The following is a 12093-nucleotide window of genomic DNA, read 5'->3' as shown; positions in this document are numbered from 1 at the left end:
AGCCCTTGCGGTCGTGAATCTTGTTGTACCACCTGGAAAACCGCTGCTTTATCTCCTGCACAAACCGCGAAAGATCAGAAAAGCGTTTCCTGAAATAGGGAATCCTGTCAGGGGTAAGCGTAATTTTTCGCCTGTCCCCGTAGTAGAGCTTTATGCGCTCAATTACTTCTTCGTCAGAAAACGAGTCAGGAGGGAGCATGCGGCAGAGGAGATGGAAGTGGTTCCCCATGATGCAGAAGCCATAGACTTCAACGAAGAATACTTTTGAGAGCCAGCGGAAGAGGTGAAGTAAGTGGTCTTTTTCGGCAGGGCCTAAGACGTTATGGCCTGGAAGGGCAGTGCGAGAGATGATGTGATAAGCGGCCTCTGGGTTTTTGATGAACTTTCTAGGAATACGCGCCATGATTAGCCTCCTTCTAAAATTTGCCTGTCCCTTTTATTTAGATCGGCTGAGTAGAAAAGCGGCTTAAATATATTTGCCTGTCCCTATTTATGACCTATTTATGAGGCCCGGGAAGACAGGCGGGGATTTCCCGCCTGTCTTTTTATTCTTCCAGTTCTTCCCAGGGGCGTTCGGTGGGGGCTTCCTTCATGAGAAGGTAAAGGTCTTTTTCTGAACCTAAGTAATACACATTGGGACCTATGTTTACCTCTTTGCTTACTAGCCTTTTGGCCCCTTCTTTGTGCACAAGCCTATAGACTTCGGATTTGGGGTCAGAGAGATCCCCAAAGATACGTGCGTCAGCAATGCAGGTCTTTACGCAGGCAGGCTCTTCTCCTCTTATCACCCTTTCAAAGCAAAATGTACACTTGTCCGCCTTGGGTTCGTCTAAATCTTCGTTTAGATAGCGGGCGTGGTAAGGGCATGCATCTACACAGTATCCGCAACCTATGCACTGCTCTTTATCAATGAGCACCGCCCCGGTGAAGGGATGTTTGTAGGTGGCCTTGACGGTCATCTTTACCGTCTTGCCCGAATAAGGGTCTTTAAAGACCTTTTCCTGTTCATCAGCCTGACATACGGAAACACACACGGGGTTATCGCAATGGTTGCAAAGCCCCGGCCAGAAGGGATGGGCCAGGCCTTTGGGAGTTTTGGCCGGCCCCAGGTGTTTTACCCAGTTGCGGCGGTAGTTTTCTCCCACGGGCACCTGCCATTCAGCCCGGCAAGCAATGGTACAGGCATGACATCCTACGCATTTTCTTATATCGATTACCATGGCCCATTGGCGCATTGTTTACCTCCTTTAAGCACTTTTTTTGAGCTCAAACCGGGGGATCTCCCGGGGTACTGGCCTAAGTTCAGGGACACTGATCACCTTGCCGTCTTTTATGAAACGCACGAAGTTGTTGCGGTGGCTTGAGGCCCCCATCAAGGGTTCCTGTTCATAGTGGGTAATCAAAAAGGTATCGCTTACCCCCTGTTTGTAGGCCCTGGAAAGCATGGGCGAGCGGCTACCAAAGCCATGGGGAAGATATACGCAGTCAGGCCTTATCCCTGGCGTGACAAAGACCTTTACCGGCTTTTCGGATCTATACCCATCCTGGTTCTCAAGGATAACCTCGTCGCCATCTTTGAGCCCTATCTTTGCGGCCAGCTCGTCGTTTATCCAGAGCTTGTTTTCTGGCCATTCGTGATGGAGCCAGAGGTTATTCATGGTCTTGGCAAAGGTGTGTACAGGTACACGACCATAGATAAGGCGCACATACCCCGCGGGTGGGGCCGGAGCCGGCATAAATTGGGGTATGCCGTCAAAGTCTTCATCGTCAAAGGCCTCACAGAAAAGCTCAACTTTGCCTGAGTCTGTATTGAACTTAAGCTCGCTTCGTGAGCGATAGGGTTTGGCCTCACAGGTAACCAGCCCGCCCTGGGCGGCAAGCTTCTTTACGGTAAGCCCCATGGGCTCAAGTTGGTCATTGAGATAGCTCTCAATATCTTCGTATTCCACTTCAAGACCAAGTTTTTTCGCGAGATCCCGGGCAATTTCAAAGGCGGGCCTGCTTTCAAAAAGAGGTTTTACCGCAGGCTGGCGCAGGGCCACGTAGCAGGAAGTCTCTCTACATTTATAAAGCCCGTCGTATCGTTCAAGATATGTGGCATCAGGAAGTACTATATCGGCCCAAAGGGCTGACTCTGTAGGCTTAATATCCACACAGAAGATAAAATCGAGCTTTTTGATGGCCTCCATGGTCTGGTAAGGGTTGGGGATGGTCTGCAAGAGGTTTACCCCTACCACTCCCCAGGCCTTTATGGGATAAGGCTCGCCTGTAAGCGTAGCCCTGATTATGGCGTGGGTGGGGCTTCCGTGAAAAAGTTCGGCAAAAGGGTAGTCGTTTTTTAGCGAATTGTCTGGAGGTTCTACTTCGTCAAAATCCACAAGTTCTACTGATTCAAGGGGTGGATTGGTGGGAAAGTAAAGCCCACCTGGGACCCCAACCGCACCAAAAAGGGCCGTGAGAATAGCCAGGCAACGGTGGCGCTGGACATCTTGCGGGCCGTACCAGGCGGAATGACGCCCGGGGTGAATAGATACGTGCGGCCTGTTCTGTGCAAGTATCTCTATGGCCTTTTTCAGGTCCGCTTCAGGCACGTCGCTAATCTTTGCGGCCCAGGGGATGGTATATTTGGCAACGGCTTTTTTAAGTTCGTTAAAGCCATTGCAATGTTTGGCTACAAATTCTTTGTCGTAAAGTCCATGTTCGATGACATAGTTTATCCAGGCCAGGAGGATGGCCATGTCGGTGCCTGGGCGTACCGGCAACCAGATGTCCGCCTTGCCGGCGATGGCCGAGTAACGCGGGTCCATGACAATGAGCTTGGCCCCTTTAGAAAGCCCTTTTATCAGAGAACGGACCATAGAGACCTGGATATTTTCGCCAAGATGGCTCCCTACCAGTAAGATGGCCCGGGCGTTTTCCAGGTCAACCTTGGCAGGGTCAATCGCCTGGTAGCCAAAGGTATAGAGATAGGCCAGCAGGCATGGCCCTACACACTGGAAAAAGGCCGGCTCGTTAGAGAAGTTTTCTGTACCCAGGGCCTCGAATATGTTGCGGAAAAAGCCCGCCGAGGCCCCGTGGTCAAAAAGGGCAATGGAGTGCTTGCCGTACTTTTCCTGGGTCTTTTTCAGGTTGTGGGCGATTTCATCAAGGGCTTCGTCCCAGGAAATACGCACCCATTTGCCTTCACCTCTGGCCCCCTTGCGTTTCAAGGGATACTTTAGGCGGTCTTTATCATAGAGCATCTGGATACCTGCATTTCCGCGAGCGCAGATTCTTGGTCCGTTAGTAGGGCTTTTGGGGTTGCCTTCGATCTTTACCACCTTGCCATTTTTGACCTTGGCCACAATGGGACAGCGCCAAAAGCACATGTCACACACCGAGGGAATCTCTTTGGCCCCAAGGCTTCCGGGAAGGTCTTTTAATTCTTTGGCTTCAAGGTGCCTGAAAAGGCTGCTATCAAGTTCAAGGGAGGCCAGCGCCAGGCACGCGGCTCCCGACAACTTTAAAAAATCTCTCCTTTTCATGAACAAACCTCCTCGTAAATTTTGAAGAGTAAGGCTTCGGTTAAAGAAGCAAGAAAGCTATAAAAGGCCAAAGGCCTTGCCTCATCTAAGGCCTCTTTGAAGGCAGGGAACCATTTCATAAGGTGGTTTTTGAGAAAATCACAAAGCAGGTCAAAACGGCCTTTTTCAAGCAAATGTCCCAAAAAACTTATCTCATAGGCCAGGTGATCAGCGGGTTCAGGGCCGGTGGGCAAAAGGCCACTTGCCCGGTAATAGGAAAGGCTTTCCTCCCAGGGCCCCTGGCAAAGGAGACCTGGTTTCTCGTAGGCGGAAGCATAAGGGGGAGCAGGTACACCCCCAGGGGTGTTAATAAAAAGGCGGGTGTATTCCTCTTGCATCTCTTCAAGAGGGGGGACCAAGCTTTCGCTTTGCGGTAGAGAAACCCCGAGATCTTTGGCCAAGAGCAAAAGTGCCTCTTGCGCCTTGGGGCTTAAGGGGTTAACGGGATAAAGCCACAGGTGAGCCAGAAGGTTAAACAACCTGCTTTCAAGTGAGGGTACACTTTTATCAGTATCAAGTGACATAATCAGCCTAAAGCTAATTTTTTTCTAAAGATTAACTTCTACTTAAAGAAATCTTAAGAATTTTTGCTTTTTTTGTTCGTAAAAGTCAAAGCTCAATTTTTTGATAGCGGTTGAGAATTCGAATAAATAACACCTAAAAAAGTCGCTAATATTAACTTTTTAGCTTTGTTTAACTCAAATTGAAAAAAATCTTAGAAAAGTTCCTGTTTTGTTGAGACTTTTGCAAAGTTGCCGAAATTTGTTGCAAGCATGACTGCAAGGGATCCTTTACGGTGACAGGCGTTTGCTAACAGAAGCATAAAACAGGCGACACTTGAACATGGTCATTGCAAGCGAAGCGAAGCAATCTCAGGTAGAAGAGGTTGTAGAGGTTCTAAAGGTTGTCGAGGTTTAGATTGAATGGGTATCGAAAGCACTATTTTTGTCAGTCATTGCGAGCGAAGAGACAATCCCATGGGATCTCGCGGGCGTACGAGTCGCCTCAGCATGATACTTTGTCGGATAAAACATACTCCCATTAATAATTTCACCGAGCTTACTTTTTTCCGAAAAAGAATTTATGGATGATTTTCGGGCAAGAGTTAAAGGGCATAGGGAACGGTTAAGAGAAAAGTTTCTGAAATACGGCCTTTCTTCTTTTACTGATGAAGAAGTTTTAGAGCTTTTGTTGATTTTTGGCACCCCGCGCAAAGACTGTAAGCCTCTGGCTCGTGAAGCCCTTAAAAAGTTTGGCAGTCTTGCCGCGGTGCTTGAGGCCTCGCCTGAGGACCTCTTGAAGATAAAGGGCATTGGCCCTAAAAACATGCTTGCTATTAAATTTGTCCACGGAGTAGCAAGGCGGTTTCTTGAGCGCCGCCTTGAACGCAAGCCTTATCTTTCTTCAGCCAAAGAAGTTTACGAATACCTTGCCCACAGTATGATGGACTTGAAAAAAGAAATCTTTAAGGCCATTTACCTTGATGCCCGCCATCAAATCATTGCCGTTGAAGACCTTTTTCGCGGAACGGTAAACGAAAGCTATGTTTATCCTCGCGAGGTCATTGAACGAGCCCTCAGTCACCATGCAAGTGCCATAGTAATTGCGCATAACCATCCCTCAGGAAACCCTAGACCCTCCCATGCCGACATACGACTTACCAAGCGCCTTTTTATGGCGGCAGCCCTTTTAAATTTACGTTTACTTGATCATCTCATAGTTGCCAAAGAGGGATATTTCAGTTTTGCTGAAGAAGGACTGCTTAGCACTATCGAACAAGAGGTAACCAAAGCAATATGAAAGTAGTAATGGCTAAAAAAGCCGGCTTTTGTATGGGAGTGCGCCGGGCTGTGCAGCTTGCTATCAAGGCCTCGTATGAAGCGGAAAAACCTGTCTACACTTATGGTCCTCTTATCCATAACGAACAAGCACTAAGTTTACTTGAGATGCTTGGGGTTAAGCCCCTCAAAGAAATTCCTGAAAAAGCCAAAGGAACTATCATTATCAGGGCCCACGGGGTTCCTCCTGAGGATAAAAAGCGCCTTAAAGACGCAGGCTTTAATGTTATTGACGGCACCTGCCCGCGGGTCTCACGTGTCCAAGCCTTGGCTAGACGCTACAGCCGCAAAGGTTATCACGTAGTAATCATCGGTGATCCTGACCATGCCGAAGTTCGCGGCATACTTGGCTATGCGGGTAAGTTAGGCCTGGTGGTGAGCAGTTTCAAGGACCTTGAAAGACTCCCCCCACTTGACAAATATGTCATTTTGTCCCAGACGACTCAGGATGAAGAGTTTTTCAAACTCATTGTGGAAGAGCTTTTAACCCGCTTTCCCGGGGGCAAGGTTTACAACACCATTTGTAACGCCACCCATGATCGCCAGCGTGAAGTGCGCAATCTTTGTAAAGAGTGTGATGCCATCGTAGTTGTTGGCGGGAAACACAGTGCCAATACCAAAAGACTTGCCCTTATCGTCCAAGAGGAAGGCAAGGAGGTCTTTCTGGTTGAGACCGCAGACGAACTTGATAAGAACGCCTTAAGGAAATTTCGCAAGATCGGCGTGACAGCCGGAGCTTCAACCCCCAACTGGGTGATCAACCAGGTAATCAGGACCATCGAAGAAATTCCTTCTCCTTACGAGTCTTCCTGGAGAAGACTTACGCGTAAGTTTCTGCGGTTTGCATTAGAAAGCAATATCGCCCTTGCCCTGGGAGCTTTTTGGCTTGCGCTGGCGACTCTTTTAGTAGCTGACTATCCGCTTGGCTTCCGTTTGCCGTTCATATCTTCTCTTTTTCTTTTTGCGTCTCATACGGTAAATCGCCTGGTAGATCTCAGGGCCTTGAAGCTTAACGATCCATTTCGGGCAAATTTTCTCAAAAAATGGCGTAAAGCTTTTATGCTCGCAACTGCCTCAGGTTTTTTGGGGGCGCTGGCACTGGCAGAAACACTTTCGCATCTTCTTTTTGTTTTCTTTTGTTTGTTAGCAGCAGGAAGCCTGTTTTATAGTCTTCCCTTTTTAGGCCGCAGAGAAGGCCTTTCTCCAGTTCAACATTTACCTGGCGCAAGAAGTCTTTTTATTGCGGCTGGCTGGCTTGCGGCTATTTGTTTTCCTCCTGTTATTACCTATGGATTCAAAGAGGTTTTTTTCTGGTGGGGGGCAGCGGTCTTTTTAGCCTCGTTTATGCGCGCGGTTTTCCTTGAAATTCTTGAGTTTCAGGGTGATGGCTTTGTTGGGAAAGAAACCCTTCCGGTTTTTATCGGGAAAGAAAAGACATTTTTTGTTTTGAAAATTGTCTGGATAATTCTGGGGCTTGTTATTTTAGGAGGATTTTTAACTGGCGGCTTTCAAAAAGAACACCTGGGTATTTTGCTTGTTCTATTTTATTCTTATGCGGTGCTTTCTTATTATGAAAAAGACTTGCTTGGCAAAAATCTCGAGCTTGAGCTTTTGGCTGAAGGTATTCCCTGGATACTGGCAGGTAGTATTTTTCTGGGGGAAGGGATAAGACGCCTTGGACGTTGAACGAGACATCTTTTTCATGAAAAGGGCGTTGGTTCAGGCGGCCCTTGCTGCTGAACGTGAAGAAGTTCCGGTGGGGGCGGTATTGGTCTCTCCTGAAGGAGAAATTCTTGCAGAAGCCCATAACCAACCTATCAGGCTATGTGATCCTACGGCTCACGCTGAAATTTTGGTTTTGAGACAAGCAGCTAAAAAGATAAAAAATTATCGCCTGTTAGAGACAACTCTTTATGTAACGCTTGAGCCTTGCCCCATGTGTGCTGGCGCTTTAGTATATGCTAGGGTTAAGCGCTTGGTCTTTGGGGCATATGATCCCAAAGCAGGGGCTTGTGGTTCAGTGTATAATATTGTAAATGATGCCAGGTTGAATCACCGTTTAGAGGTAGTTGGTGGTGTTTTAGCCGAGGAGGCTTTAGCTCTTTTAAAAGAGTTTTTTGAGAGACGGCGGAGGGGTGCCCGAGTGGTCGAAGGGGGCGGCCTCGAAAGCCGCTGAGGGTCTTTCGGCCCTCCGGGGGTTCGAATCCCTCCCCCTCCGCCATTTTAGACCTTGTTCAACAAGGAATAAGAGATTAAAATCACTCTGTCCTAAGGAGGGGTGCCCGAGCGGCCGAAGGGGCACGACTGGAAATCGTGTGTGCGGGCTAAACCCCGCACCGTGGGTTCGAATCCCACCCCCTCCGCCATCCTTAGCATTCAAGGCCAAAGGCCAATAAATTATGGCTGCTGGGTCCTGCGCGACGGATCCCCGCGAACCCCGCCAGGCCCGGAAGGGAGCAACGGTAGTGGGGCTCTCCGGGTGCCGCAGGGGTGCCCAGCGGCCGCCAGTGGAAGCGCCAGGGGCCTGGTGGCCCCCCCGGGCTTCAAACCCGGTGCACCGTCGGAGACGGCGGTGGGTGGGTTCGATTCCCATGCGCTTCCGCCATTTTCCTGTCAATCATTTCCTCCTAACCCCGTCTAAATAGAACTTGCTTCCCTCACACTGAGCATATAAACTTGGCCACGTTATGAGCTTAAAAGTAATTATTGTCGGGGCAGGGGAAGTTGGGTATTACCTTGCGGACCGCCTTTCCCTGGAAGGCCATGATATTGTCGTTATTGACAGAGACGAAGAAAAAATAAAACGCATTGAGCGCCTTCTTAATGTTATGGCCATTGAGGGCTCGGGTGCTTCTGCCAAGGTCCTTGAAGGCGCAGGCATAAAAGACACAGACCTTTTTGTTGCGGTAACTAATTCTGATGAAATAAATCTTATCTCTTGTCTTTTGGCGCGTGAGTATGGTGTCCCCCGAAAGGTAGCGCGGGTGCGTAGCGAAGATTATCTTTCAGCTGACTCCCCCCTTAACGAACAAAAGCTTGGTATTGACCTTATCATTAACCCTGCTCGTGTCCTTGCAGATGAAATAGTCCGTCTGGCAGAGATCACCGAAGCAACTGATTGGGCCGAGTTTGCACGCGGCAAGGTTGTCTTGATGGGCTATATGGTAAAAGAAGGAAGCCCTCTTGCTGGTCTTTCTCTTGCAGATTTGCGGGAGCTCAGAGCACTTTATGATTTTGTTATCGTGGCTATTATCCGAAATAACGGTACCATTATCCCTTCTGGAGCAGATATTATCCATCCAGGAGATAAGATTTTCGTCATTGCCAAGAAAAAAGACATCCCTGCTATTGAGACCCTGCTCGGTTTTTCGACTGCTCGTCCGGATAGAGTTTTTATCATTGGTGGCGGACAGGTCGGCGCCTGGGTGGCCCAGGCCCTTGAGTCTAAAAAAATCGAAGTTTACCTGGTTGAAAAAGACGAGGAACGCTGTGAAGAACTTGCGGAAAGCCTTAAGCAAACCATCGTTCTTAATTTAGACGGACTTGACGCCCAGGAATTAAAAAAAGAAGGCATTGATCAAGCAGATCTTGTTATCACGGTAACAGATGTTGACACGGTAAACATTCTCGGAGCCCTGCTTGCTAAACATCATGGCACCAAAAAATGTATCGTGCGTATTGATCGCCCGGATTTCATTCCTCTTTTGGGAAGCCTTGGCATTGACGTAGCACTAAGCCCCAGGCTCCTTGCGGCTAACCAAATTCTTCGCTTTGTAAGACGCGGTCAAATTATCTCAGTGGCTACTTTTTTGGTCAGCGATGCTGAAGTAGTGGAAATGGTGGTCCCGGAAAAAGAAACTTTTTCCGAGGGGCGCAAAATCCAGGATATAAACTTCCCTAAGGGTGCTATTATTGGTGCGGTGTATCGGGCAGGAGAGGTAATTATTCCCAAGGGAGAAACACCTCTTTATCCCGGGGATGATCTTGTTATCTTCGCTAAAAGAGAAGCCCTCTCCAAGTTAGAAAAGATTTTTGCTTCATGAGAATTGGCACAGTCCTTTATATTTTAGGGTGGTTTCTTATATTCTTTTCAGCAACTCTTTTTTTTCCAGGCCTAGTGAGCCTTATCTATCACGAGTCCGTATGGCCGTATATCTATGCCGAGGCCATTTCTTTGCTGTGCGGAGTTTTACTCGTAGCCATTATCAAGCCTGATAAAGAAATAGGCTATCGCGAAGGGTTTGCGATCGTTGTCCTTTCTTGGACAGCAGCAGGCGTCTTCGGGGCCCTTCCTTTTGTTTTTTCGGGAAAGCTTGGCTTTATCGACGCGCTTTTTGAATCAATTTCTGGTTTTACTACCACAGGTTCAACGGTTTTTGGCGATTTAGAAGATTTGCCCAAGGGGCTTCATTTTTGGCGTGCTATGACCCAATGGCTTGGGGGTATGGGGATCATCATCCTTTCGCTTGCCATTCTCCCCTTACTTGGCATTGGCGGGATGCAACTTTACCAGGCTGAGATGCCAGGTGTCACCAAGGATAAACTTGCCCCTCGTATTCAGGACACCGCAAGAATTCTCTGGGGTGTTTATATTTTCTTCACCATTTTTGAGGTTCTTCTCCTGCTTCCTGCTGGGCTAAATTTATACGAGGCCTTATGCCATGCATTTACCACCCTTGCTACCGGTGGTTTTTCCACAAGAACAGCAAGTGTCGCAGCCTTTGACAGCGCTTATGTGGATTACGTGATCACGGCTTTTATGTTCCTGGCAGGGGTCAATTTTAGCCTTCACTATCGTTTTCTTAAGGGAGAACTGGACGCGTATTTTAAGAACGAAGAGTTTCGTTTCTATGTGCTGGTGGGCTTAGTGGCCATTTTCATTTGTGTGCTTTTTAATCATCTTTCTGGGACGTATCACAATCCCCTGCTTAATCTGCGATACTCTGTCTTTCAGGTTTGGTCTATCATGACCACCACGGGTTATGGCACGGCTGATTTTGCCCTTTGGCATCCTGTGTGTCAGTTGCTTTTGTTGATCCTGATGTTTTTTGGCGGGATGGCCGGCTCAACAGGCGGTGGTGTAAAACAAATTCGCTTTCTTATCCTTTTTAAATTTGTTCGCTTTCAGATTCGAAAACTTATCCATCCACGGGCGGTGGAAATTATCCGCTACGACGAACACAAAGTAGCAGAAAGTGTTATCCAGGGAATCCTGGGATTTATGGCTCTTTATGCCCTTGTATTTATGATTGCAAGCCTTTTGGTATGCGCTCAGGGAATAGACATTATTACCGCAACTTCTGCGGTAGCTGCTACGTTAAACAATATCGGTCCTGGGCTTGCCAAGGTTGGGCCTACCCAAAATTTTGGCTGGCTCCCTGATTTTTCAAAGCTTGTGCTTACATTTTGCATGCTTGCTGGCCGCCTTGAGCTTTATACGGTAGTTATCCTTTTTTCACGAGAGTACTGGCGCGGGGCACGCAAACCCCTTTTTCGTTTTTAGCCTTAAGCTCTTTTCTTTTCCTACCGATAAAACTTTCAGCCAAAAGTTCATTTCAAAGGAGAGATAGATGGCTACAGTCTTGGATGCCCTTGTTGCTTCGGTAAACGAAGTCATAAAAACTTACACTGGTATTGAACCTAAACCCGGAAAGCCTTTTGTACGTACAGAACCCACGGCCCTTGGCGAAGTTTCTGCGGTAAACGGCTTGGCTGGTTCAGGATTTACCGGGATGCTTACCGTGACTTTTTCCAAAGACTGTCTTTTCAAGATTCTTAGTGTTCTTTTTGGTAGTCAACCAGAGACCCTTAACGAAGAGGTATGCGACGCCGCAGGAGAACTTGCCAATCAGATTTGCGGGGCCTTTAGAAGACGTTTTGAAGAACAGGGGATTTCTCTTCAGGCCGCAGTGCCAGTCATTGTCACTGGAGAAGGCCATTCTATCACGCCTCTTTGTACTAGCCAGCGTATGGCAGTGCCCTTTGAGCTTGACGGCACCAAGATGGTCATTGAACTTTGCCTTGACAAAAAGAAAAACGGCTAGGGAGAAGGATCCCTCACCAAAGGCCAATTTTCAGGGGGCACTTTAACTACTGCCTGGCCTAACTTATAGGCGTCTTGTAAGGCCGAAGGGTGCTCTTTAATAGCGCTTTTTTTTTCGATTCCCCGGTAGAAAAGCCCACCTTCGTATTTGGCATAAACCGCATCAAAAAAATATCTAATTACCCGCTGTACCCCCTCAAAAAGCCTTTTACCTTTGGTGGCTCCTAATGAGAGAAAAATGCCTCTTTTTTCTTTGCCAAAAGGTGGGGCTTTTTTAAGAACATATTTTGAGACCCAACGCGCCTGGCTTCTTTCAACTAAGGCCTGGGTATAAGAAGAAATGTTATAAAAAAATATAGGAGAAGCCACTACGATAACATCACTTGCATCAATTTTGGGATAGATTTCTTTCATATCATCAGGGATTACACATTCTCCCGTGGTATCACACTCGCCACATTCAATACAGGGGCCAATTTTTACCCGGTAAAGATGAATTTTTTCTACTTCTGCTCCGGCCTCTTTTGCCCCTTTGATAAAAGAGTCCAGTAACAAATCAGTATTACCTCCTATACGAGGGCTTCCTTGGAAAGTAAGAATACGCATTTTTTACTCCTAAAAATTTAAGAGACCTTTGCAAAATTGATGC

At 47.6% G+C, this 12093-nt stretch carries 11 protein-coding genes, 3 tRNA genes and 1 other RNA gene; 10 read left to right on the top strand and 5 right to left on the bottom strand.

Annotated elements, in window-relative coordinates:
* The 4 genes from H528_RS0101545 to H528_RS13890 all read right to left on the bottom strand — a co-directional run.
* On the bottom strand, window positions 1-403 hold a 403-nt coding region (locus H528_RS0101545), incomplete at its 3' end, for a transposase (RefSeq protein WP_022852595.1).
* 142 nt (window positions 404-545) lie between these two features.
* A complete protein-coding gene (locus tag H528_RS12180) occupies window positions 546-1235 on the bottom strand; it encodes a 4Fe-4S dicluster domain-containing protein (protein WP_022852594.1) in 690 nt (229 codons plus the stop codon).
* A gap of 12 nt (window positions 1236-1247) precedes the next feature.
* The gene (locus H528_RS12175) at window positions 1248-3524 is read right to left on the bottom strand and encodes a molybdopterin-containing oxidoreductase family protein (RefSeq protein WP_051132460.1); all 2277 of its coding nucleotides are present in this window, start codon (window positions 3522-3524) and stop codon (window positions 1248-1250) included.
* Window positions 3521-4087, bottom strand: a complete 567-nt coding sequence (locus H528_RS13890) for a TorD/DmsD family molecular chaperone (protein WP_022852592.1) — start codon at window positions 4085-4087, stop codon at window positions 3521-3523. Before H528_RS13890 ends, H528_RS12175 begins: the two co-directional genes overlap by 4 nt.
* 559 nt (window positions 4088-4646) lie before the next feature.
* On the opposite strand from H528_RS13890, the gene radC reads away from it, so the two are divergent.
* The 10 genes from radC (at window position 4647) to H528_RS12165 (ending at window position 11445) form a co-directional block, all read left to right on the top strand.
* Entirely contained in the window at window positions 4647-5363 is a 717-nt protein-coding gene (gene radC / locus H528_RS0101525) for a RadC family protein (protein ID WP_022852591.1), read from the top strand.
* Window positions 5360-7087 (top strand): 4-hydroxy-3-methylbut-2-enyl diphosphate reductase, encoded by a 1728-nt coding sequence (ispH, locus tag H528_RS14245; RefSeq protein ID WP_022852590.1) that lies wholly within the window; start codon window positions 5360-5362, stop codon window positions 7085-7087. Before radC ends, ispH begins: the two co-directional genes overlap by 4 nt.
* Window positions 7077-7577 carry a tRNA adenosine(34) deaminase TadA gene (tadA, locus tag H528_RS13880; RefSeq protein ID WP_281167615.1) on the top strand — a complete coding sequence of 167 codons (501 nt, stop codon included), beginning with the start codon at window positions 7077-7079 and terminating at the stop codon, window positions 7575-7577. The genes ispH and tadA overlap by 11 nt, the downstream gene beginning before the upstream one ends.
* Window positions 7531-7622: transfer RNA gene (locus tag H528_RS0101515), tRNA-Ser, on the top strand. Before tadA ends, H528_RS0101515 begins: the two co-directional genes overlap by 47 nt.
* 51 nt (window positions 7623-7673) lie before the next feature.
* A tRNA-Ser gene (locus H528_RS0101510) sits at window positions 7674-7767 on the top strand.
* A 38-nt stretch (window positions 7768-7805) separates the two neighbouring features.
* Window positions 7806-7904, top strand: an RNA gene (gene ffs, locus H528_RS14240) — signal recognition particle sRNA small type.
* A gap of 6 nt (window positions 7905-7910) precedes the next feature.
* Window positions 7911-8006: transfer RNA gene (locus H528_RS0101505), tRNA-Sec, on the top strand.
* An 82-nt stretch (window positions 8007-8088) separates the two neighbouring features.
* A complete protein-coding gene (gene trkA / locus H528_RS0101500; RefSeq protein ID WP_022852589.1) occupies window positions 8089-9444 on the top strand; it encodes a Trk system potassium transporter TrkA in 1356 nt (451 codons plus the stop codon).
* Window positions 9445-9518: 74 nt separating this feature from the next.
* Window positions 9519-10904 carry a TrkH family potassium uptake protein gene (locus tag H528_RS0101495; RefSeq protein ID WP_245540417.1) on the top strand — a complete coding sequence of 462 codons (1386 nt, stop codon included), beginning with the start codon at window positions 9519-9521 and terminating at the stop codon, window positions 10902-10904.
* 67 nt (window positions 10905-10971) lie between these two features.
* On the top strand, window positions 10972-11445 hold the full coding sequence (locus tag H528_RS12165; RefSeq protein WP_022852587.1) for a chemotaxis protein CheX: 474 nt from the start codon (window positions 10972-10974) through the stop codon (window positions 11443-11445).
* On the opposite strand, the gene H528_RS12160 is transcribed toward H528_RS12165, so the two are convergent.
* A complete protein-coding gene (locus H528_RS12160; protein WP_022852586.1) occupies window positions 11442-12050 on the bottom strand; it encodes a flavodoxin family protein in 609 nt (202 codons plus the stop codon). The two genes, H528_RS12165 and H528_RS12160, sit on opposite strands and share 4 nt — an antisense overlap.
* Window positions 12051-12093 lie beyond the last annotated feature (43 nt).

Origin of the sequence: Thermodesulfatator atlanticus DSM 21156 (assembly GCF_000421585.1) — a bacterium.
In the GTDB taxonomy this organism is placed as follows: Bacteria; Desulfobacterota; Thermodesulfobacteria; order Thermodesulfobacteriales; family Thermodesulfatatoraceae; genus Thermodesulfatator; species Thermodesulfatator atlanticus.
The sequence above is the reverse complement of the archived record's forward strand: the minus strand, read 5'-3'. Positions and strand labels throughout refer to the sequence as shown.